Below are 19,402 nucleotides of genomic sequence, written 5' to 3' on the forward strand. Positions count from 1 at the left end.
ACAATGACGAACGAAAACGATATGGCGCATGAAGTCGCCGCTGAAACCAATGGCGAAACGCATTCCGGCTTCGTCGCCCTGATCGGCCCGACCAATGCCGGGAAATCGACCTTGGTAAACCGCCTTGTCGGTGCCAAGGTGTCGATTGTCAGCCATAAGGTGCAGACGACGCGTGCCATTGTCCGCGGCATCGCCATTCATGGCAATGCGCAGATCGTCTTCATGGACACGCCCGGAATCTTCAAGCCGCGCCGCAGGCTGGACCGGGCCATGGTGACGTCGGCCTGGGGCGGTGCCAAGGATGCCGATCTCATCATGCTGCTGATCGACAGCGAGCGCGGCCTGCGCGGCGACGCGGAGGCGATCCTTCAAGGCCTCAAGGAGGTGCGGCAGCCGAAGATTCTGCTGCTCAACAAGATCGACCGCGTCAAGCGTGAAGACTTGCTGGCGCTGGCCGCCGCGGCGAACGAGAAGATCGCTTTCGAGCAGACCTTCATGATCTCGGCAGAGAACGGCTCGGGCTGCGACGACGTCATGGATTATCTCGCCAAGACGCTGCCCGAGGGCCCCTGGTATTATCCGGAGGATCAGATCTCTGATCTGCCGATGCGCCAGCTCGCTGCCGAGATTACCCGCGAAAAGCTCTTCCTGCGACTGCACCAGGAGCTTCCCTATTCCTCCCATGTCGAAACGGAAAAGTGGGAAGAGCGCAATGACGGTTCGGTCCGTATCGAGCAGGTGATCTACGTCGAACGCGACAGCCAGAAGAAGATCACGCTTGGCAAGGGCGGCGAGACGATCAAGGCGATCTCCTCGGCATCCCGCAAGGAGCTCGCCGAAATCCTCGAGCAGCCGGTGCACCTCTTCCTCTTCGTCAAGGTTCGCGAGAACTGGGGCGATGACCCGGAGCGGTTCCGGGAAATGGGACTCGACTTTCCGCGCTGACCGATTGAAAAAGACCGGCTGGAATGGGGCTTGGCGACACCAGGCGGCCGCTCATAAAATTTATGCGGCCACGTCTTTTTTGAATGCAAAATGCTCAAACAGAAAATAAGGTCGGTGATGCCACTTTTCATCCGATTTTGTCTCTTATCGACAGAATCGGAAAAAGCGGCTCACTCAGGTCGCATGGCTTATAGCCCGCTAACCGGGCATAAGGGGGTACCAGAGGTAGAGATGCGGGTTAAGCAGGCGGTGTGCGCCGTAAACGGCGTTCAGCGAAGGGCGCGGAGATCATGAACGCAAGCCGTGTTCTGATCCTTGAAGACAGTCTCATCATCGCGATGGAGGCGGAAGATATGCTCCGCGCCGTCGGCGTGGAGACCATCGATATCGCAGGCGACCTCGATCAGGCGATGGATGCCGTGAAATCAAAAAGCTATGATTTCGCGCTGCTCGACGTCAATCTCGGCGAGGCGATGAGCTTCGGTTTTGCGCGGCATCTGAATGATATAGGCATCCCTTTCGGCTTCGTCAGCGGCTATTCCGATACGCGAGACTTCCCGCCGGACCTCCAGGATGTGCCGCTTCTCGTAAAGCCCTTTGATGAAGGTGCGATGCGCGAATTCCTCGAGAAGCTCTTTCCGACTGCCGAATTGGACCCGGCTCCATGACATAAGGCCGTGCTTGCTTTAGGATCAATTCGGCAAGCCCGAGGTTCGTTCGCCATGCAGTGGCAGGATCATGCAATCATTCTTGGCCTCAAGCGCCACGGCGAGACCAGCGTCATTGCCGAAGTGATGACGCGTGCTCGCGGCCGGCATCTCGGCATGGTGCGTTCCGGCCGTTCGCGCGCGATGCAGCCGGTGCTGCAGCCGGGCAACGAGGTGGATGTCATCTGGCGCGCGCGCCTCGACGAGCATCTCGGCGAATTCCGCATCGAGCCGCTGCGGTTGCGCGCAGCACAGCTCATGGAAACAGCCACCGCCGTCTATGGCGTGCAGGCAATGGGCGCTCTTTTGCGGCTTTTGCCGGAGCGCGACCCGCATCCCCATCTTTACGATGCGCTCGAAGTCATCCTCGACAATCTCCACAATCCGGCGGATGCCGGTGAACTTTTCGTCCGTTTCGAGCTTGCCGTCCTCAACGACCTCGGCTTCGGCCTTGACCTTGACGAATGCGCTGCAACCGGCGCGCGGACCGACCTTGCCTTTGTCTCGCCGAAATCCGGCCGGGCGGTGAGCCGGACAGCCGGGATCCCCTGGGCGGACAAGATGTTCGTGCTTCCGGCCTTTCTGCGCGCCGACGGCAATGATGCCGCAGACTTCGACGGTCTGAGCGCGGCCTTTCGCCTGACGGGCTTTTTCTTGCATCGCCACGTCTACGAGCCGCGCGGCATCGAGGCGACGGCCGCCCGCGATGGCTTCATTCAGGCAGCCCTGAAGGCACTCAAATCGAGTTCGTCTCCCACGGCCGTTCCTGCCGCGCCGGACGAGCGCTCGGCCTAAGGGTTGTCTTTCACTGCTGAAAAACATGCTGCGGAATTGGAGGTTTATCCGTTCCGGCGTCCTGCCTATGTCTGCTCATGTTGCTTTGGAGGACTTTCATGCTGACGAAGACAGATAATGCGACAATGATCAAGCTCTGGAATGGCGGCGAAATCCCGAGGCTCGGCATGGGCTGCTGGGCGATCGGCGGGCCGTTCTTCTCAGGTGATGTGCCACTCGGCTGGGGGGAGGTCGACGACGACGAGTCGATCGAGGCCATACATTGCGCCGTCGATCTCGGAATCCGCTTTTTCGACACGGCTTCGAACTATGGCGCCGGGCATTCGGAAGAAATCGTTGGCCACGCGATTGGCAATCGAGACAATATCATTATTGCCACGAAATTCGGCTTTGCCACCGACGAGAAGACGAAGCAGGCAACTGGCGCCTTTGCCGATCCGGCCTTCATCCGCCAATCGGCGGAAACGTCGCTGCGCCGGCTGAAGCGCGAGCGGCTCGATCTCCTGCAGTTCCACCTGAACGATTTTCCGCTGGAAGCGTCGGACGAAGTTTTTGATGTACTCGAGGCTTTGAAGGGCGAAGGTAAGATTGACGCCTTCGGTTGGAGCACGGACTTCCCCGATCGCGCTGCCCGTCATGCAGGTCGCAAGGGATTCGTATCCGTACAGCACACAATGAATGTCTTCGAGCCGGTGCCGGCCATGGTCGATGTGATAGAGATGAACGGCCTTTTGTCGATCAACCGCGGGCCGCTGGCGATGGGGCTCTTGAGCGGCAAATTCACGCCGGAGACGACGGTCGGCGTCAAGGATGTCCGCGCCTCGAGCCTCGACTGGATGGTTTATTTCAAGGATGGACGCATCGCGCCGCAATTCGCAGCCCGCCTGGAAGCCGTCCGCGACCTTTTGACCACGGGCGGCCGCACGCTGACGCAAGGCGCTCTTGCATGGTTATGGGCACGCTCGCCACGCACGCTGCCCATTCCCGGCTTCCGCACAGTCGCCCAGGTCGAGGAAAACGCCGGCGCTTTGGAAAAGGGACCGCTGTCACGGGACCTGATGGCACGGATCGATGCGGCGCTCGCGGGCCGTTAACCCGACGCGCGCACCTTGAAAGCCCAGCCTTCCGGCCGTTCCTCGATGATGGTGACAGCATCGCCGATGGCGATCCGGCCGGAGCCGCGCGGTACGGCATTCCAGCCGAAAATCGGGCCGGGCACGCGGCGGTCTGCCGACATGCGGATGCGGCTCATGGCGACCATCGGGTTTGGCACATCGCGAGAGCCCGTCACCTGGTCCTGCGTCGTCATGATGCAGCGCGAGCAGGGTTTCACCAGATCGAAACGGATTGCGCCGATCTCGATTGCCGCCCAGCGGTCCTCCAGCCAGGCTTCGTCCGTATCGATAACGATGTTCGGCCGAAAGCGCTCCATGCCGACGCTGCCCTGCTCAAGCGAGGCGAGGTTGGCGTTGAGCGCTTTCAGCGAACCGGTCGTCGTCACCAGGATCTGATAGCCGTCAGCGAATGTCATGGGAGTCTCACCGCCTGCCCATTCGGGATTGGCGATGCGCTGTGCCTGGCTATCGAAGAAGACCAGTCTCACCTCCCGTCCGAGCCATTGGGAAAGCCGAGCATTGCTTTCGTCGTCGGCAACTGCGGCGTTCACCAGGGATTTCCAGACGACGACGTCCATGCGGCGCTCCGGCTGCGGGACGGCGATATCCGGCTTGCCCGTCATCACCAGCCGAAAAGTCTCCGGCTCGGGTCGGACTTCGATCCGTGCGAGTGCCGGCAATTCGCGTTGCGTGATGAAATGACCGTCAGGATCCGTCACCATCGCGCGCCGGTCGCCGGAAAGGCCGAATGCATCGACCGCCGAGAAAGGGATGGCAATGGCGCGAGCGCTCTTGAGCGGATAGATGAAAAGATCGCTGACGCGCATTTCGTTCTCCTAGATCTCGTCCATGAATGCTGTGAGAAAGTCGCGCAGACGCTTGTCGCGTTCGGCGGCAAGGGCGCGCCCCGCCGCCGTCTGGAATCCGTCGGCAAGTTTGAACAGCTTTGTCTGGAAATGGTCAATGGCATAACGCCGATCGTCGAGGGGGCGTCGTTCGGCAGCCGGATCGAATGGATCATAAAGGCCAGACGCCATGCGACCGCCGATATAAAAACAGCGCGCCGCGCCCACCATGCCGATTGCATCGAGGCGGTCGGCGTCCTGCAATATTTTCGCTTCCAGGGTTTCGGGCGTGATGTTGGCAGAAAAGCTGTGGGTGGTGATCGCATGCGCGACGGCCGCGATCTCATCTGCCGCCCAGCCCAGTCTCTCCAGGATGCCGGATGCCTTCTGTGCCGCGAGTGTCGAAGCTTTGGACCGCAACGGGGAGCTCTTTTCGACTCCGACGCAGTCATGAAGCAAAACGGCGGCGGCGAGGATCCGACCGTCTCCGCCCTCTGTTGCATGTATCCGCATCGCATTGCGGAAGACGCGCAGGATATGGGCAAGGTCATGCGACCCGTCATCGCCTTCCGTGGCGTAGAAAGTGAGTTTGGCCGCGAGACTCTCGAAAGGAGAAAAGGCCTTGGCGTCGAACATGCCTGTCACCGGAATTTTGGAAGCGCTGGGACTTTCGCATAAAGCTTCCCGGCACGAGTCGCAATGAAGCTCTCAACCCACCTTCTCCATGGATCCGGAGCGCGATGCTGAAAGCAGCCGCGCGATGTCCCGGGCAGGTGCCGGTGGGCTGATGTAGTAGCCTTGAATCTCATCGCATTCCTCACTTTCGAGCAGGCTCTTCTGTTCGGCCGTCTCGACGCCCTCGACGGTGACTCGCATGCCGAGTGCGTCGCCGAGCAGGATGATCGCGTGCATGATGGCATAGGCTTCGTTGTTTTCGGATATTCCGCAGACGAACGATTTGTCGATCTTGATCTTGTCGAAAGGAAAGCTGCTCAGGTAGCTCAGCGACGAATAACCGGTACCGAAATCATCCATGGAAATGCGGATGCCACGTTCCTTCAGGGCATGAAGGATCGGCAGCGTATCGTCGAGATTTTCCATCAGCACGCTTTCGGTGATTTCCAGTTCCAGCCGCGCCGGGGATATCGCAGCCTCAGCAATGGCCTCATCGACATCGGCTACAAGATTGCCGCTGGTGAACTGGATCGCCGAGACATTGACGGCGATCTTGATGTCTTCCGGCCAGCAGGCAGCCTCGCTGCACGCCTTTCTGAGAACCCAGCGCCCGATATCGACGACGATGCCGACCTCTTCGGCAAGTGGGATGAACTCCATCGGCGGCACGCGGCCGCGCGTCGGATGGTTCCAGCGCAGAAGGGCTTCGAAACCGCAAATGCGCTGCTGACGCAGGTCGTAGAGCGGCTGGTAATGCAGTTCGAATTCGTCGTTGTGGGATGCCAGCCGAAGGTCGGCTTCGAGCGCGTGGCGGGCCTGGATGCTTGATGCCATCTCGGTGGTGAAGAAGCGCTCATGCTTGCGTCCGTCCGCCTTGGCCTGCGAGAGCGCGACGCCGGCATTGCGGAGCAATACGTCGGTCTCGGCGCCATCTTCTGGCGCCAGTGCAATTCCCATCGAGACGCTGAGCTCGATCTGCTTGTCGCCGCGAAAAAAGGGCTCGGAAAGCTCTCGACGGATCTGGTCGGCAAGCGCCGTGACATTCCACGGCTGCTGCCTTCCGCGTTGAAGAATTGCGAATTCATCGGAGCCGAGGCGGGCCAGCGTGTTCTCGCTGCTGGCCGATGCACGGATGCGTTCGGCAACCTGGCGAAGGATGGTGTCGCCGGTCGAAACGCCCATCGTATCGTTGATGGATTTGAAGCGGTCGAGGTTCAGGTGCACGAGCGCGATCTGCTCGTCCGGCGCACGCTCGGAAAGAGCTGCGTCGACCTGCTCGCGAAAGCGGATGCGGTTCGGCAGGCCGGTCAGCGGATCATGATGCGCGAGGTGGGCGATTTGCTCGGCGGCCTTCCGCTCTTCGGTAATGTCGGAATGGATCGCGATGTTGCTGCCATCCGGTAAGACGGTCACAACGCTGAAGATAACGCGGCCGTCATCCATCAGCCATTCGCGCCGGCGGATTCTACCTTGACCGGGCGGCACTGCGGGCGCCTCTTTGGATCGGTATTTGGATCGCACCATCTTCCTCTCTTTTCCGCGGATCCTGGTACTGAGAGCTCGCACCGAAACTCCAGGGACCGCCTGATCGGCGGAGAAACCGAAGAGCTGGCGGAACCGGTCGTTGCAAAGGATCAGGCGCTGTGCCGCGTCGAAGACGCTGAGACCGAGCGGCAGGTTATCGAGCACGAGGGCGAAAAGGGCATGGTTGCGGCCATGGCTTCGATAGGTCTCGATGACCAGCGCCATGAGGCGCTTGGCGTCGACTGAACCGTCGCTGCCTACGGCTTGGGTGCATTGCTGCCAAAAAAGCGTTTCAGCATCCATGAGGGCAATTACTCCTGCATGCAGGCCACTACGAATCACCGCTGATCCCACAGCTCAGATCCGAGCAGGAAACGCCGCGCTTGGCGCCGGGCATGCAAGCCTTTCTAAAAATTTTGAATATTCATTTAAACTATTAAACAATACCGGAAACGACGGGTTACGCTGCGGCAACCCGGTGCAATCATTATCTGTTGGTCGAATTAACAATCGGTTGCCTGCGACGTATATCAAAAATCTCATGTTTTTCGCAATGCCGCATGCACGCGGGATGCGAGGCGGCAAGCTTCGCGTAAAAGCTTTGTCAATCTTGATTAATGAGAAGTTAACAACTTATTGACCCGACTCGCAAATCAGTTTACCCACCGAGTCAGTTTTTGGTTTTCCCGATCGTATTGCGTACAGACATCACCGAAAAAAAGGCGGTGAACGGAGGTTTGTATGACTCATGTTTCATCTGTTTCAGAAACGTCTTATGCCTATTTGGCGACCCTTTCGCGGCTGGACGCGAATGGAGACGGCGTATTGAGCCGCGGGGAACGCGCAGCTGATGAAAAGCCCGGCATTTTCAAGCGGTTCAGTGAAGACGATGCCGGAGGCCAGCCGCGCTCTACAGCTGGCGACAATGTTCTTGCGCTGATGATCGAACTTGGCGATAGCGGCGCCGGGAGCGTTGCATCGAATTCTCAAAATGCGGCGGGCGAGAGCGATCACGCCTCCGAAATCTACCGAAATACATACGGCCAGTACGACCTCGACATCGCGTCCTGAGCTTGACCTGCAGCAATCGACAGCCGGCCCCGATGGCCGGCTTTTTCTTTGCCTGGTCTGCAGCAGGAACACCTTCCTCCATGAGGCGTTGGGAACAATAAGCTCTCAAAAATGGAAGGAATCCGGATGGCCAGGATCGTCACAATCGCGGCATTTGCCGTTGCCGCAACGGCTTCGATGGCAATTGCGCAGGACAAGCAGACGGCAGTTGCAAATTTTGTCGGAGAGGACGGCAAGGAAAACGGCCGTGCTACGCTGACGGCTGCGGCCAGCGGCGGTGTATTGATCGAGCTGGAGGTCTCTAACCTTCCGGCAAACCGATGGGTAGGTTTCCATGTCCACGAAGTCGGCAAATGCGACCCGGCCACCCATCATGAATCGGCAGGCAAGCATTTCGATCCGACGAAGGCCGAGCACGGCATCCTGACAGCCAAGGGTCCGCATGCCGGCGATATGCCGAACCAGTTCGTCGATCAACATGGCGTCCTGCGCGCACAGGTTTTCAACAGCATGGCCACGCTTGACGGCAAGGAGGACGGCGTTCGCGGCCGTGCCCTCATGATCCACGCAAATTCGGATGACTATCGCAGTCAGCCGGCGGGCGATGCAGGCGCAAGGCTGGCTTGCGGCGTTATCGAATGAAGGGGGCAAGACGCGCCGTCTTCTCAACTGTAGTAGAAGCGCTCGGCGTACCAGTCCGTCGAAGCCATCGGTTTTTCCTGCGCTACCCAGCGAGCGATATCGCTTTCCTCCAGCAAATCCGCCGTCACCTGGTCTTCAACGCCGACAAAGATGAGATTGGTATTTTCCCTGAGGCGCGGATCGAGCGTAAAGCCCATCCGGCTGTCATTGGCGCTGTGTAGCAGGTTCATCCGGACATAGAAGAATTCCGGATGGTAGCTCATCTCGCTTGCCTCGTTGAAGGCATGTGCGACGTCGATGACCGACTTTGCCGGACCATTATAGGCGGTGATTGCCTCGTTAAGCCCGAAGGTCGCCCCGTAAAGCGCAGCGGAACGGGCGGGAATGAGGGTTATTTCGCCGTTGGTCAGATCGATCTGCTGTCCGGAAAAGCCGTTGACCTGACCGTCGAGCGCGCCTTGGAAGAAATAGGAGAAGCGTCCGCGCGTCAGATAGATCGCCTGCCAGCGAAACCGGACATATTCTTCCGACGGCCCGGTAAGTCCCTTCAGGGTCTGCAGGCACTGCACAAACGTATCGCGGTAGTTCGGCAGCGGCATCGGTCAATCTCCTTGGAAGGGTAACCGACAGAGCGTCAAAACGTTCCGCGGCGGAGCACCGGTTGCCTACCGGCGGCCTTGTCTTTCGGACATCGCCGGCTCGCCGGCTATCCCTTCGGCGTCGGCGTCCGCCGGACTGGGCGGCACTTTCGTGCCGTAGGGGGGAATGAGATGCCCGTTTCGGTCTACGGCGAGCTTGGCGCGTTTGATCATGTCGCGGCTCACGCCCCACCAGTCCCCGGTCTTGGCCCAGTAGCGCAGCGTGATACCGATCGTGGCGCCGCTCATGCTGTCGATGAAGACGGCAGGGGCCGGCGTTCTAAGGATGCGCGGGTCGGCCTTGGCAAAGCCGAGCAATCGCTCCATGGCGGCATCGGCATCGTCTTCATAGGCGAGGCTTATCTTCAGCTCGTTCTGGCGCGTTGGTTCACGACTGTAGTTGGTGATCGGCGTGTTCCAGAGGATGGAATTCGGAGCGAGCCGATAGAGCCCGTCGGATGTCTTCAATTCCGTGGCGAAGAGACCGATCTCGCGAACGGTGCCCGAGACGCTGCTCGTCTCGATATACTCCCCGACCCGGAAGGGGCGCAGGATGAGCAGCATGATGCCCGCTGCAATATTCTGCAGCGTTCCCTGCAGCGCAAGGCCGATCGCCAGGCCCACAGCGCCAAGAGCAGCGATGATCGACGCAGTCTGAACGCCGAATTGGGCAAGAACCGTAACAAAAACGAGGATCAACAGTGCATAGCGCAAGACATTCGTGAAGAAACGCGCCAGCGTCTCGTCGATGCCACGCACCCGCGACATGCCTTCATAGGCCCAACGGCTCACGAAGCCTGCCATGATCCAGCCGGCGATCAGAAGGATCATCGCTCCAAGGATCGAGAACGCATATTGCACGGCAAGCGCGCTTGCCTCGTTGAGCGCCGTGCGGGTTGCCGCGATGACGTCCGTTGCCTGCTCCATGCCGAGGCTAGATGGGGCAGGAGGCGGAAGCGTCAACCGACCAATTCGGTCTTTACCGAGAACACGAAAGGCGCATTGCCATCGGCATCGGCACCGCGTCCGATGGCGCGCACGGCATCCACCAGACGGCCCTTTCGTCGAAGCAGCACATCGCCGATTTCGACAATGCGGGCATTTGGCGTCGCATAGGGCGAGGCGATGCGCAGGCGCTTTGCCAGCGCCATCTCGTCCTGCTCAGGCGCAAGCGAAAGCGCGGCGATCAGGGCGGCGGCGGGGGAGCGGGATACGCCCATCCAGCAATGGATCAGCAGAGGAGAGCGCTGGTCCCAGGCGGCGGCAAAATCGATCAGCCGGCGCACATGCTCCTCCTCAGGCGCGACCAGCTTTCCCGTTCCCTTGAAGGCAATGTCGTTCATATACAGAAGTAGATGGCGGTCGGCGGCAATCACGCCGGGCCGGTGGAAGGCCTGTTCCTTTGCCATCAGGCTGATCATTTCCCGCGCGCCGTGGCGCACCGCCATTTCGGCGATCCCGGAAAGGGGCGAAACGACGATCCTCGTCATAGTTTCGTGCTCCTCCGCATCATTTCGATCGCCTCGAAGCGCTCGCAGAAGAGTCGCTGCGCATCCAGCGCCGGAAGCGGCTCGATCAACAGCATGTCCTTGCTGATGCCGCGCGGCTGGCCGAAGAATTTCCGGGCTTCGACAGGCGTGAAACCGGCAAGGCAGGTCGCCTCGAAATATGCCGCGATCGTATCGGCCTTCTTGATCTTTTCCTTGAGTTCCCGTGACGGGTGCGGCGGCAGGCCGAAGCGCAGGTGAACGGCCGCCTCGAGACGCTTTTCCACGGCCTTATAGCCGCCGCCGACGACTGACTTGAACGGCGAGATCATGTCGCCGATCACATATTCGGGGGCGTCGTGCAGCAGCGCCATCAAGCAATCGTCAGGCGTCGCATGGTTGAACCGCCGGAAGATGTCCTCGACGACGAGGCAGTGCTGGGCGACGGAGAAGGCATGGTTCCCGCGTGTCTGGCCGTTCCAGCGCGCGACACGCGCCAGCCCGTGGGCGATATCGCTGAGTTCGACATCCAGCGGCGAGGGGTCGAGCAGATCCAGGCGTCGGCCAGACAGCATGCGCTGCCATGCGCGCGGCTCCTTGTTCACGCGCTTACCTCGTTTGCGACGGCAGGGAAGGTGAGGCCGGACCACGGCGGCAGTCTCAGCGAAACGGTCGTCTCTCCCGCCAGCAGCGGAATGCCGTTTGCGATGGCTTCGCCGGCGCGATCGATGCGGACGATCGCAAGCCCATTGCTGCCGACGACGGTGCCCAACGCGCCGAGCGGCTTTCCGGCAGCCGTGATCTCGGTCCCCGTGGCGGGCAGTTCGGCATCGGCGCTGACTGATACGACACGTCGGCGCGCGGTGCCGCGGTGCTGCATGCGGGAAACGACTTCCTGACCGACATAGCATCCCTTCCTGAAGGAGAGGCCACCGTTCAGATCCAGCAGCACGTCATGCGGAAACGCGTCCTGCAGGGTGAAATCCCGACCGGAAATCGCAACGCCGTGCTCGGCGCGCAGGGCATCGTAAAGCATGGCATCGGCCGCACCATGATTGCCACCGCGGCGCATCAGTACCCCGCCGGCCTTCGCAAAGCGGCTGTCGGCCACCCCTTCCGCGGCTTGTTCGTCCCAGGAAACGGTAACGCCCTGGTCTTTGTCCGGTTCAAGTGTCACGGCGGCGCGCAGCTTGTAAATGGCCAGCCGCTTCAAGAGTGCATCCTGCTGGCCGGTGTCCGTCTCGATGATGAAATCGGCGCCGTCGCGCCAGATCATGAAGTCGAACAGGATCTTGCCCTGCGGCGTCAGCAGCGCGCCCGGCCGCGCTTCGCTTGCGCAAAGCGAGACGACGTCGGTCGTAATGAGATTGTGCAAAAAGGCCTCGGCGTCGGCCCCGCTGACGCGGATGAGCGCGCGATCCTTCAGAAAGACGGCTGGCATGGCTGAACCTGTCGCGTTCGTTATCGCTCAGAAGTAGGTCTTCCGCGCGCTGGCTGCAAGCGGGATCGAAAAGCCAAGCTCAGTCGCCGGCCGTGAAGAACTTCCATTTGCCGGCCGGCGTAATGCCGAGACGGTAGAAATTGTAGCCGCCGAATTCCTGCATGTCGGAAAAATCGCCCGCAGTGACGATTCGCAACAGTTCCACGCGTTCCGGCGGGGTCAAAGCCTTCAGATCCTTCTCGGCGAAATAAGGCCAGACATACATCTCGTCCGGCGTGCCTGCGCCGACATGCACGAAACCGGTCGAGATCACGTCGAGCATGATTGCGAGGATTTCGTCGCCGTCAGGGTCGCCCGATAGGTCTTTCAGCGTGCCGATCGGGTCGTCCGTCGGTTCGCCCACGGACACTTGCGTCTGTTCCGCACCGCTGCCGAAGAGCGGTCGCAGACGCTCCAGGTCGCCGGATGCTGCGGCTTCTACGATCTGCTCGCGCATGCGGCGTACAGGCTCTGGAGCCTTGCTGATGTCGTAGATCACTTCGACAGGCTTCGATTGGTCATCAGCGCCGGGCGTCATGTCGCTCCCTTGGCTGCTGTCCTTGCTGATGAGGGGGTCCGGCATCGGCACGCCCGGAGGCGTTGAAGACGGTATCTGGGACTGTCCGGAATTTTCCTGATCGGCCGCCTGCGGGTCGGCTTGGCCCGGAATCTTCTGGAGTTCAGAAAGAGCACTTGCCGAAGGAGCCGCCAGAATGCCGGCGCTGAGGCAAACAGCGAGCAGGAGCGGCGCGATCGGTAGCCGCGATTCGGTGTCCTTACCGGTACGCATGAGACTCTCTGTTATTGCAGGGTGCGGTTCGGAGAAAATTCGCCACCCAGCATTCGTTCGCGCAGCGAATCAAGCAGCGCTTCTGCACCCTTTTCGCCATGGCGGCGGATCGTTTCGCGCAGCGCTTGAACGATTGCCGTATCGGCAATGATCTCTGGCTCGATACCGTCAGCCATACCGTCGGCCCAGGCTTCGTTGTGGTATTCCAGAGCCGCCTGCATCTTTTCGTGGACGATCATGTCGTCGATGTCATTGAGGCTTGGTTCCATTATCTCTTCCTCAAATTGCATGCCTTACTGCCTGGTTAACAAGTCTATCAGCCTTTTCCCAAAACGACACGTGCGGGAGTGAAAACAGGTTAATTTATCCCTAATTTCCAAAGCGCGAGGTAATTTCCGTGGCGAGTGTTGCACCTTCGTTACGGTAGCGCTCTTCTGCCACGATGGCTGACGGAGTGCAATCGGTGTAGACTGAAGCAAAAGCGCGGTAGCCGCGGTTGAACGCCGCCGTCAGCTTTTCCTTCCGCTGCGGTTCATCCCTCGTCTCCGAATCCAGCAGCTTTTGCATGTCGCTTCGCCATTCGCTGCCGCCCGGCGCCTTGCAGAGCGTGCGCAGGTAGTGGACCGAGCCGATCACCTCCGCCAGCCGCGAAAGCTTGTCGTCATAAGGCACGACGACGGGCGCTGCCGGCACCGATTCGCTCACCGCCGGCGGAGCCTTGTCCTGCGCCCATGCCGCAGCAGCCATTGTCGAGCCGGCGCAGACAGCGAGAGACAGAAAAACGCGTCGAACGGGAATCATGTTGATAGATGATACCTGCGCCGTGACCGGAACAAGGCAGGCTGATGACTATCCACGCCGATATTGTTGCACGCAGAGCCGTTCGGCACATTCAAGCACCGACTGCGGCACCGGCAAGCGACGGATTTCCTTGACGGTGTACCAGCCGAGAGCCGCTGCGTCGTCCGACGCCTCGGCTACAGCTTCCGCGTCAGCCTTTACGGTGAAGACCGAAAGGAGGAAGTGGCTGCTGACGCTGCCGTCGGCGGCATGGGCCTTCAGGTCGTAGGTCGCAAGGAGCTGCGGGCTATAGGCGCGGATGCCGGTCTCCTCCTCAAGTTCCCTCAGGGCCGTTTGGTCAGGCGTCTCGCCGTCCTCCGCCCGGCCGCCGGGGAAAGCATACATGTCCGCAGACGGCGGGTTGCGGCGGAGCACGAGGAGAAAGCGGCCGTTGCGCTCGAGGATTGCTGAAGACGCTGCTCTTGGTTTTGAGGTCATGACCTGTCGTCTCTACACTCGGTCGCGGATTTCCGTATTCTCGTTTTGATATTCAATCGCCGATTCGAAGGAAAGGGAACCCTGACCTATATCATCTACGCATTTGCAGCCCTTTTTGAAATCGCGGGCTGCTTTGCCTTCTGGGCCTGGCTGAGGCTGGGCAAGCCGATTGCTTGGCTCGCGCCGGGCATGGTCTCGCTTGCCCTCTTTGCCGGGCTTCTGACGATGGTGCCGAGCGAGGCGGCCGGGCGCACCTTCGCGGCCTATGGCGGCATTTATATCGTCGCATCGCTTGTCTGGCTGTGGCTTGCAGAAAACCGTGTTCCGGACCGCTGGGATATCGGTGGGGCGGCCGTCTGCCTTGCCGGTACGGCGATCATCCTCTTCGGCCCGCGCAGCTAGGGCTGCGACTTGACCGTTGCGAAACAGGGTGAAAGGACAACTTCATGTGCGGACGCTACGCCTTGACGCTGACGGAGGAGTTGAAGGAGATACTTGGGCTGCTGGAGCTTGAGGACTTTCCCGCGCGCTACAATATTGCGCCGACGCAGCCGATCCTCGTCGTTGCTTCCGGCGAGGCGCAGGAGCCCGGCAGCAATCTTCCGGATCGCCGCGCCGTGCTGGTGCGCTGGGGCTTCACGCCGTCCTGGGTCAAGGATCCGAAGGTATTTCCGCTGCTGATCAATGCGCGGGCCGAGACCGCAATCGGCAAGGCATCCTTCCGCGCCGCCATGCGCCATCGCCGCGTGCTCGTTCCGGCTTCCGGCTTCTACGAATGGCATCGTCCCTCGAAAAAAAGCGGCGAGAGGCCCCAGGCTTATTGGATCCGGCCCCGCGGCGGCGGCGTGGTTGCCTTCGCCGGCCTGATGGAGACCTGGTCGTCGGCCGACGGCTCGGAAGTCGATACGGGGGCAATCCTGACCACGGCGGCAAACGCTTCCATCGCATCGATCCATGATCGCATGCCGGTCGTCATCAAGCCGGAGGATTTCGCCCGATGGCTCGACTGCAGGACGCAGGAACCGCGCGACGTCGTCGGCCTGATGCAGCCGACGGACGAGGATTTCTTCGAAGCGATCCCCATCGCAGACAAGGTCAACAAGGTCGCCAACATGGGAGCCGACCTGCAGACGCCGTTGGTGATCGACAAACCGCCGAAAGCGCCCGGCAAGGAAGCTGGCGACGGCCAGCTCAGCTTGTTCTGAAACCGTGTACCCTTGAGCATATTACGGAAAACCAGGTGTTCTCGATCGCGACCGCCCCTTTCGGGTTTGGAGGGGACCGCCTACGGATGGCCGTGGCGGCATCTGCTGGATTTTTTGGATTGGATGGCGTGTGTCTGCTGCAGCCGGTACTCCAAGACCCGCCGCGTTGGGCGGGTTCTCGATGTCGTCTTACTGACGAGCCTTTTGGAGATCAGCCTGCGCGTTCGTTCTTTCCGTCAGGCCTGGGCGATCTTCTTGACGAGGGCCGGCTTGCTCTTCAGCATCAGCGCGGCGGCCAGAACGGCCTTGAGCCCGAGCGGGCGGTAATGTGAGCTCAGATCCGGCTTTGCCGCTTGTTCCGCCTGGTCTGTCTTCTTCGAGGTCACGATACTCTCCTTACGCGATTCCCTAGACTCTTTATTGATCTGCTCTTTTGTTGCCAAAAACGACGAAATAGAGGCATGATCTATCAGGAATTGTGTACGCAATGCACATTGCGCGAGGCTTGATGCGAAGCCTCGGGTCCGTCGGGCCTTACCGGGAGACTGCTAAATCAGATGTGGCGGCCCATATCGTCGTCTCCGTCGCCCGGTTCTTCGATCGTGAGCGTACCGTATTTCAATCGCCACCTCCGTGCTCCGAAGGGCAGCGACAGCAGGTAGACGATGACGGTAAACACCATGACTTCCCAGGTGAAACTCATCAGCAGAGCGACATAGAGCACGACGCCGAGCATCAGCGGCAGCACCAGATCGCGCCGCAATCGGCTGCCTTCCGACTTGCCGGACCAGACCGGCAGGCGGCTGATCAGAAGGAAAGCGATCAGGACCGTATAGGCCGAAGAGATATAGGCGAAGGTGCGGTCTTCGGTGAGGCCGAGGAAGCCGAGATAGACGGGCAGCAGCACCAGCATGGCGCCGGCAGGAGCAGGCACGCCGACGAAATATTCAGATTGCCAGGGCGCGCGATTTTCCCGTTCCGCCATGACATTGAAGCGGGCAAGGCGGAGGCCTGCGGCGATTGCATAGATCAGCGCGGCGATCCAGCCGATGGAGCGGGCGCTGTCCAGCGCAAAGACATAGACGACGAGAGCGGGCGCGACACCGAAATTGACGATGTCGGCGAGCGAATCCATCTGCGCGCCGAATTTGGAGGTTGCTTTCATCAAGCGGGCGACGCGCCCATCGATGCCGTCGAGAAAGGCGGCCAGCAGCACCATTATCACCGCCAGCTCGTAACGGCTCTCGAAAGCGAGGCGGATGCCGGTGAGGCCTGCGCAGATCGCCAGTATCGTGATGAGATTGGGAACGACGAGGCGCAGCGGAATTTCGCGGAGCCGGGGACCGCGTGCCGAATCGTTCGGACCGTTCGGTTCGAAGGGCGGAAAAGGCGTCTCCATAGCGCGCTCCATTCGATCTAGCTGCGGCGGCTGATGACCGGTCCCTTGGGGGAGCCGAATTCAGCAAGTACCGTTTCGCCTGCAATCGCCGTCTGGCCGAGCGAAACACGTGCTGCTGCGGCGGCCGGCAGGAAAACATCGAGCCTGGAGCCGAAGCGGATAAGGCCGAAGCGCTCGCCGGCATCCAGCGGCTCGTTATTATTGGCCCAGCACAGAATACGGCGGGCGACGAGGCCCGCGATCTGCACGACGCCGATCTGGCCGTGGACAGTCTCGATGACCAGACCATTGCGCTCGTTGTCTTCGCTGGCCTTGTCGAGCTCGGCATTCGCGAAGCTGCCAGACCGGTAGTTGATGCTGACGACGCGGCCACGCATCGGTGCGCGGTTTACATGGCAGTTGAAGACGTTCATGAAGACGGAGATGCGCAGCATCGGCTCGTTGCCGAGGTTCAGCTCGGCGGGCGGCGTCACCATCTGGATCGAAGAGACCTTGCCATCGGCAGGCGAGATCACCAGGTCATCGTCCTGCGGGGTCATGCGCTCGGGATCACGGAAGAAGTAAGCGCACCAGAGCGTCAGGACGAGACCGACCCAGAAGAGCGGCTCGAATATCCAGCCAAGGATCAGCGACGCTACGAAGAAGGCGGCAACGAATACATAACCTTCCTTGTGCACCGGAACGATGGTGTTTCGAACGGTATTGAGCAAGCTCATCGACGCTGATCTCCTCGCGCTTTTTTCGTTCCCGCTGGTTACAGAAAAAGTCCTGCGGGAGCAATGCCGTGCCGCTACCGCCCGACCTTATGGCATGGTTCTAAACAGCAAAACGACAGAGCGGCTCTTTGGTTCGAACGATCAGCTTGCCGGCGCCAGACGGGCAACAATGCCCAGGTCGTCGCTTTCGCGCACTTGCTTCAGATGCTCCTCCGCCTGCGTTGCTTCGCGCTGGCGGTTCCACATCGAGGCGTAGAGGCCGTTTTTCTCGAGCAGCGCCGCATGCGTACCGCGCTCGGCTATCTCGCCACCTTTCAAGACGATAATCTCATCCGCGCCGATGACAGTGGACAGGCGGTGGGCGATGACGAGTGTCGTGCGGTTCTTCGAAACGACGTCAAGGGCCTCCTGGATTTCCCGCTCCGTCGTCGTGTCGAGCGCCGATGTCGCCTCGTCGAGGATCAGGATCGGGGGCGCCTTGAGGATGGTGCGGGCTATGGCGACGCGCTGTTTCTCGCCGCCAGAAAGCTTCAATCCGCGCTCGCCGACCTTGGTTTCGAAACCCTCCGGCAATAACTCGATGAAATGCGCGATCTGGGCAATTTCAGCAGCCGTCTTCACCTCGGCATCGCCGGCCGACGGGCGGCCATAGCGGATATTGTAGGCAACCGTGTCATTGAAGAGCACGGTATCCTGTGGAACCATGCCGATCGCCGATCGAAGGCTCTTTTGGGTGACATGGCGAATATCCTGGCCGTCGACGGTGATCGCGCCGCTCTGGATATCGTAGAAACGGTAGAGCAGGCGCGAAAGCGTCGATTTGCCGGCGCCGGACGGGCCGACGACTGCGACGGTCTTGCCGGCGGGGACTTCGAAGGAAATTCCCTTAAGGATCGGGCGCAGCGGATCGTAGGAGAAATGCACGTCCTTGAAGCTGATGGCGCCCTGAACGATCCTGAGCGGGGCAGCGTCGGGCGCATCGGTTACCTCGGGCGTCACGTCGAGCAGGTCGAACATCTGCTCGATATCAGTCAGTCCCTGGCGGATTTCGCGATAGACGAAGCCGATGAAGTTCAGTGGCACGGAAAGCTGCAGCAGCATGGAATTGACGAAGACGAAGTCGCCGATGGTCTGCTCGCCGCGCTGGACGGCAAAGGCTGAAAGCAAAAGCATGGCCGTCGTGCCGAGGCCGAAGATGACGCCCTGGCCGAAGTTCAGCCAGCCGAGCGAGGTCCAGACATCGGTCGCTGCCTTCTCGTAGCGTTCCATCGACCTGTCGAAGCGTTTTGCCTCCATCTCTTCGTTGCCGAAATACTTGACGGTCTCGAAGTTGAGCAGCGAATCGATCGCCTTGGTGTTGGCGTCGGTATCGCTTTCGTTCATCGTCCGGCGGATGGCGATGCGCCAGTCCGACGCGCGGATCGTGAACCAGATATAGGCCCAGACGGTGAAGGCGGTCACTGCGAGATAGGAAAAACCGTAGCCCCACCAGAAGATCACGGCGGTCAGCAGGAATTCTATGACGGTCGGAACCGAGTTCAGGATCGTGAAGCGCACGATCGTCTCGATACCCTTCGTGCCGCGCTCGATGATTCGCGACAAGCCGCCGGTCTTGCGCTCCAGATGGAAGCGGAGCGAGAGTTCGTGGATGTGCACGAAAGTCCGGTAGGCGAGCTGGCGCACGGCGTATTGGCCGACGCTTGCAAACAGCGCGTCGCGCAGTTGATTGAGGCCAAGCTGGATCAGGCGGGTGAGGTTATAGGCGATGACCAGCACGGTCGCCCCGACGAGGAGCGGGGGCAGGGTTCCGGCGAGATCCACGCGGCCATTCAGGGCATCGGTCGACCATTTGAAGAAATACGGAACGAGCAGCAGCACAAACTTGGAGACGAGCAGATAGACCGTTGCCCAGACGACGCGCATCTTGAGGTCCGTCCGGCCGGAAGGCCACATGTAGGGCCAAAGATTGAAGAGCGTCCGCAGGAGGTTGGATTGCGAAACCGTCTTGCTGTTTGCCATGCTTATCTCCAGCCCGGTCGGGCTCGGCCGCTGATGCGGTGTTTCGATACGGCAAAAGTGCAAAAAGCGGA

Annotated in this window: 23 protein-coding genes and 2 pseudogenes; 9 read left to right on the forward strand and 16 right to left on the reverse strand. The window is 60.5% G+C overall.

Annotation, left to right across the window (positions count from 1 at the left end):
* Positions 1–3: 3 nt before the first annotated feature.
* From era to EV130_RS20220, 4 genes and pseudogenes are all read left to right on the forward strand, one after another.
* Positions 4–945 (forward strand): GTPase Era, encoded by a 942-nt coding sequence (gene era, locus EV130_RS20205; protein ID WP_074060694.1) that lies wholly within the window; start codon positions 4–6, stop codon positions 943–945.
* A 242-nt stretch (positions 946–1,187) separates the two neighbouring features.
* Positions 1,188–1,613 (forward strand): annotated as a pseudogene (locus EV130_RS20210) (response regulator); the annotation flags it as partial.
* A 54-nt stretch (positions 1,614–1,667) separates the two neighbouring features.
* Positions 1,668–2,447: a DNA repair protein RecO gene (gene recO / locus EV130_RS20215; RefSeq protein ID WP_132552101.1), complete on the forward strand. Its 780-nt coding sequence runs from the start codon at positions 1,668–1,670 to the stop codon at positions 2,445–2,447.
* 98 nt (positions 2,448–2,545) lie between these two features.
* Entirely contained in the window at positions 2,546–3,541 is a 996-nt protein-coding gene (locus EV130_RS20220) for an aldo/keto reductase (protein WP_132552102.1), read from the forward strand.
* Here EV130_RS20220 and EV130_RS20225 read toward each other — a convergent pair.
* The 3 genes from EV130_RS20225 to EV130_RS20235 form a co-directional block, all read right to left on the reverse strand.
* Positions 3,538–4,389 (reverse strand): MOSC domain-containing protein, encoded by an 852-nt coding sequence (locus EV130_RS20225; protein WP_074060697.1) that lies wholly within the window; start codon positions 4,387–4,389, stop codon positions 3,538–3,540. The genes EV130_RS20220 and EV130_RS20225 overlap by 4 nt on opposite strands.
* 9 nt (positions 4,390–4,398) lie before the next feature.
* Positions 4,399–5,043, reverse strand: a complete 645-nt coding sequence (locus tag EV130_RS20230; protein WP_132661153.1) for an HD domain-containing protein — start codon at positions 5,041–5,043, stop codon at positions 4,399–4,401.
* 72 nt (positions 5,044–5,115) lie between these two features.
* Entirely contained in the window at positions 5,116–6,909 is a 1,794-nt protein-coding gene (locus tag EV130_RS20235; protein WP_132661155.1) for a putative bifunctional diguanylate cyclase/phosphodiesterase, read from the reverse strand.
* Here EV130_RS20235 and EV130_RS20240 point away from each other — a divergent pair.
* The 3 genes from EV130_RS20240 to EV130_RS20250 all read left to right on the forward strand — a co-directional run bounded on the left by EV130_RS20240 (position 6,908) and on the right by EV130_RS20250 (position 8,319).
* On the forward strand, positions 6,908–7,246 hold the full coding sequence (locus EV130_RS20240; protein WP_132661158.1) for a hypothetical protein: 339 nt from the start codon (positions 6,908–6,910) through the stop codon (positions 7,244–7,246). The genes EV130_RS20235 and EV130_RS20240 overlap by 2 nt on opposite strands.
* Positions 7,247–7,347: 101 nt before the next feature.
* Positions 7,348–7,677, forward strand: coding sequence for a hypothetical protein (locus tag EV130_RS20245; RefSeq protein ID WP_074060700.1), 330 nt, complete (start codon positions 7,348–7,350; stop codon positions 7,675–7,677).
* A 126-nt stretch (positions 7,678–7,803) separates the two neighbouring features.
* Complete coding sequence (locus tag EV130_RS20250; RefSeq protein WP_074060701.1) at positions 7,804–8,319, forward strand: superoxide dismutase family protein; 516 nt, start codon at positions 7,804–7,806, stop codon at positions 8,317–8,319.
* Positions 8,320–8,342: 23 nt separating this feature from the next.
* On the opposite strand, the gene EV130_RS20255 is transcribed toward EV130_RS20250, so the two are convergent.
* The 9 genes from EV130_RS20255 to EV130_RS20295 all read right to left on the reverse strand — a co-directional run bounded on the left by EV130_RS20255 (position 8,343) and on the right by EV130_RS20295 (position 13,992).
* Entirely contained in the window at positions 8,343–8,918 is a 576-nt protein-coding gene (locus EV130_RS20255) for a hypothetical protein (RefSeq protein ID WP_074060702.1), read from the reverse strand.
* Between the two features lie 66 nt (positions 8,919–8,984).
* Positions 8,985–9,884, reverse strand: coding sequence for a mechanosensitive ion channel family protein (locus tag EV130_RS20260; protein WP_132661333.1), 900 nt, complete (start codon positions 9,882–9,884; stop codon positions 8,985–8,987).
* Positions 9,885–9,916: 32 nt separating this feature from the next.
* Complete coding sequence (locus EV130_RS20265; RefSeq protein WP_074060704.1) at positions 9,917–10,447, reverse strand: tyrosine phosphatase family protein; 531 nt, start codon at positions 10,445–10,447, stop codon at positions 9,917–9,919.
* Positions 10,444–11,019, reverse strand: coding sequence for an HD domain-containing protein (locus tag EV130_RS20270; RefSeq protein WP_074063101.1), 576 nt, complete (start codon positions 11,017–11,019; stop codon positions 10,444–10,446). The genes EV130_RS20265 and EV130_RS20270 overlap by 4 nt, the downstream gene beginning before the upstream one ends.
* A gap of 26 nt (positions 11,020–11,045) precedes the next feature.
* The gene (ygfZ, locus tag EV130_RS20275) at positions 11,046–11,885 is read right to left on the reverse strand and encodes a CAF17-like 4Fe-4S cluster assembly/insertion protein YgfZ (RefSeq protein ID WP_132661161.1); all 840 of its coding nucleotides are present in this window, start codon (positions 11,883–11,885) and stop codon (positions 11,046–11,048) included.
* 79 nt (positions 11,886–11,964) lie between these two features.
* The gene (locus EV130_RS20280; protein WP_074060706.1) at positions 11,965–12,714 is read right to left on the reverse strand and encodes a glycoside hydrolase family 12 protein; all 750 of its coding nucleotides are present in this window, start codon (positions 12,712–12,714) and stop codon (positions 11,965–11,967) included.
* An 11-nt stretch (positions 12,715–12,725) separates the two neighbouring features.
* On the reverse strand, positions 12,726–12,983 hold the full coding sequence (locus tag EV130_RS20285) for a hypothetical protein (protein ID WP_027507415.1): 258 nt from the start codon (positions 12,981–12,983) through the stop codon (positions 12,726–12,728).
* A gap of 100 nt (positions 12,984–13,083) precedes the next feature.
* Positions 13,084–13,515, reverse strand: a complete 432-nt coding sequence (locus EV130_RS20290; protein ID WP_132661163.1) for a TIGR02301 family protein — start codon at positions 13,513–13,515, stop codon at positions 13,084–13,086.
* Between the two features lie 48 nt (positions 13,516–13,563).
* Entirely contained in the window at positions 13,564–13,992 is a 429-nt protein-coding gene (locus EV130_RS20295; RefSeq protein ID WP_074060708.1) for an NUDIX hydrolase, read from the reverse strand.
* An 81-nt stretch (positions 13,993–14,073) separates the two neighbouring features.
* Here EV130_RS20295 and EV130_RS20300 point away from each other — a divergent pair, with 81 nt between their 5' ends.
* Complete coding sequence (locus EV130_RS20300; protein ID WP_132661336.1) at positions 14,074–14,394, forward strand: YnfA family protein; 321 nt, start codon at positions 14,074–14,076, stop codon at positions 14,392–14,394.
* 44 nt (positions 14,395–14,438) lie between these two features.
* On the forward strand, positions 14,439–15,197 hold the full coding sequence (locus tag EV130_RS20305) for an SOS response-associated peptidase (protein WP_132661166.1): 759 nt from the start codon (positions 14,439–14,441) through the stop codon (positions 15,195–15,197).
* A gap of 236 nt (positions 15,198–15,433) precedes the next feature.
* On the opposite strand, the gene EV130_RS32620 is transcribed toward EV130_RS20305, so the two are convergent.
* The 4 genes and pseudogenes from EV130_RS32620 to EV130_RS20320 form a co-directional block, all read right to left on the reverse strand.
* Positions 15,434–15,583, reverse strand: coding sequence for a hypothetical protein (locus EV130_RS32620; RefSeq protein WP_165918551.1), 150 nt, complete (start codon positions 15,581–15,583; stop codon positions 15,434–15,436).
* A gap of 167 nt (positions 15,584–15,750) precedes the next feature.
* Positions 15,751–16,596, reverse strand: coding sequence for a CDP-diacylglycerol--serine O-phosphatidyltransferase (gene pssA / locus EV130_RS20310; protein ID WP_074060710.1), 846 nt, complete (start codon positions 16,594–16,596; stop codon positions 15,751–15,753).
* A 17-nt stretch (positions 16,597–16,613) separates the two neighbouring features.
* Positions 16,614–17,315: pseudogene (locus EV130_RS20315) on the reverse strand (phosphatidylserine decarboxylase); the annotation flags it as partial.
* Positions 17,316–17,453: 138 nt separating this feature from the next.
* The gene (locus tag EV130_RS20320) at positions 17,454–19,331 is read right to left on the reverse strand and encodes an ABCB family ABC transporter ATP-binding protein/permease (RefSeq protein WP_132661168.1); all 1,878 of its coding nucleotides are present in this window, start codon (positions 19,329–19,331) and stop codon (positions 17,454–17,456) included.
* Positions 19,332–19,402: the final 71 nt, after the last annotated feature.

This window comes from Rhizobium azibense (genome assembly GCF_004342325.1).
Taxonomy (GTDB): domain Bacteria; phylum Pseudomonadota; class Alphaproteobacteria; order Rhizobiales; family Rhizobiaceae; genus Rhizobium; species Rhizobium etli_B.

What these genes read in the sequence shown, in the direction of transcription:
- era (WP_074060694.1), top strand. Translation starts at nt 4, where the DNA reads ATGACGAACGAAAACGATATGGCGCATGAAGTCGCCGCTGAAACCAAT.
- recO (WP_132552101.1), top strand. Translation starts at nt 1,668, where the DNA reads ATGCAGTGGCAGGATCATGCAATCATTCTTGGCCTCAAGCGCCACGGC.
- EV130_RS20220 (WP_132552102.1), top strand. Translation starts at nt 2,546, where the DNA reads ATGCTGACGAAGACAGATAATGCGACAATGATCAAGCTCTGGAATGGC.
- EV130_RS20225 (WP_074060697.1), bottom strand. Translation starts at nt 4,389, where the DNA reads ATGCGCGTCAGCGATCTTTTCATCTATCCGCTCAAGAGCGCTCGCGCC.
- EV130_RS20230 (WP_132661153.1), bottom strand. Translation starts at nt 5,043, where the DNA reads ATGTTCGACGCCAAGGCCTTTTCTCCTTTCGAGAGTCTCGCGGCCAAA.
- EV130_RS20240 (WP_132661158.1), top strand. Translation starts at nt 6,908, where the DNA reads ATGAGGGCAATTACTCCTGCATGCAGGCCACTACGAATCACCGCTGAT.
- EV130_RS20235 (WP_132661155.1), bottom strand. Translation starts at nt 6,909, where the DNA reads ATGGATGCTGAAACGCTTTTTTGGCAGCAATGCACCCAAGCCGTAGGC.
- EV130_RS20245 (WP_074060700.1), top strand. Translation starts at nt 7,348, where the DNA reads ATGACTCATGTTTCATCTGTTTCAGAAACGTCTTATGCCTATTTGGCG.
- EV130_RS20250 (WP_074060701.1), top strand. Translation starts at nt 7,804, where the DNA reads ATGGCCAGGATCGTCACAATCGCGGCATTTGCCGTTGCCGCAACGGCT.
- EV130_RS20255 (WP_074060702.1), bottom strand. Translation starts at nt 8,918, where the DNA reads ATGCCGCTGCCGAACTACCGCGATACGTTTGTGCAGTGCCTGCAGACC.
- EV130_RS20260 (WP_132661333.1), bottom strand. Translation starts at nt 9,884, where the DNA reads ATGGAGCAGGCAACGGACGTCATCGCGGCAACCCGCACGGCGCTCAAC.
- EV130_RS20265 (WP_074060704.1), bottom strand. Translation starts at nt 10,447, where the DNA reads ATGACGAGGATCGTCGTTTCGCCCCTTTCCGGGATCGCCGAAATGGCG.
- EV130_RS20270 (WP_074063101.1), bottom strand. Translation starts at nt 11,019, where the DNA reads ATGCTGTCTGGCCGACGCCTGGATCTGCTCGACCCCTCGCCGCTGGAT.
- ygfZ (WP_132661161.1), bottom strand. Translation starts at nt 11,885, where the DNA reads ATGCCAGCCGTCTTTCTGAAGGATCGCGCGCTCATCCGCGTCAGCGGG.
- EV130_RS20280 (WP_074060706.1), bottom strand. Translation starts at nt 12,714, where the DNA reads ATGCGTACCGGTAAGGACACCGAATCGCGGCTACCGATCGCGCCGCTC.
- EV130_RS20285 (WP_027507415.1), bottom strand. Translation starts at nt 12,983, where the DNA reads ATGGAACCAAGCCTCAATGACATCGACGACATGATCGTCCACGAAAAG.
- EV130_RS20290 (WP_132661163.1), bottom strand. Translation starts at nt 13,515, where the DNA reads ATGATTCCCGTTCGACGCGTTTTTCTGTCTCTCGCTGTCTGCGCCGGC.
- EV130_RS20295 (WP_074060708.1), bottom strand. Translation starts at nt 13,992, where the DNA reads ATGACCTCAAAACCAAGAGCAGCGTCTTCAGCAATCCTCGAGCGCAAC.
- EV130_RS20305 (WP_132661166.1), top strand. Translation starts at nt 14,439, where the DNA reads ATGTGCGGACGCTACGCCTTGACGCTGACGGAGGAGTTGAAGGAGATA.
- pssA (WP_074060710.1), bottom strand. Translation starts at nt 16,596, where the DNA reads ATGGAGACGCCTTTTCCGCCCTTCGAACCGAACGGTCCGAACGATTCG.
- EV130_RS20320 (WP_132661168.1), bottom strand. Translation starts at nt 19,331, where the DNA reads ATGGCAAACAGCAAGACGGTTTCGCAATCCAACCTCCTGCGGACGCTC.